This window comes from Xenorhabdus griffiniae, from assembly GCF_001028135.1.
GTDB lineage: Bacteria > Pseudomonadota > Gammaproteobacteria > Enterobacterales > Enterobacteriaceae > Xenorhabdus > Xenorhabdus bakwenae.
Genome location: NZ_LDNM01000137.1, coordinates 1 through 497, shown reverse-complemented (window position 1 = coordinate 497; position 497 = coordinate 1). Strand labels below are relative to the sequence as shown.

Annotated in this window: 1 protein-coding gene; it reads right to left on the bottom strand. The window is 53.7% G+C overall.

The features are described 5' to 3' along the window. Positions 1–497, bottom strand: a 497-nt coding sequence (locus tag AAY47_RS18660) for a phosphopantetheine-binding protein (protein WP_047771799.1), incomplete at both ends; no start/stop codon positions are given.

The window sequence follows — 497 nt, the reverse complement described above, 5'->3', positions numbered from 1 at the left end:
GCTATCGAGACGATCACGGGTATCGAAAGCGAGTAAGCTTTGTTGCAGATAATTATCCCCCTGAGTCTGTAACAGATGATGGAACAGGATGCCTTCCTGTAACGGGGCCAGTGGATAGATATCCTGTACATTACCTGCCCCGCCGGGGATCAGCTCAACGATAGCATCAATCTCAGATTGGGAAAGCGAAACCAGTGGCAACATATCGGGCGTGATAACCGTACAATCTTCGGGGATACGGTTGGGGGGCACAACAAAGGTGCTGACCCCATGCTGGGTAGCCCGGGCCATATCGCTGAGGACCGGTGAGGCGAATACACTGCGAACCTCGAGCTGGCGGCCCAGATTACGTAGCTCTTCGACCAGACTGACAATCATCAGCGAATGGCCGCCGAGTTCAAAGAAGTGATCATGGCGACTGACCTGTTTGAGTCTCAGGAGTTTTTGCCAAATCTGCGCCAGCGCGATTTCTGTCTCACCGACGGGGGCTTCATAGC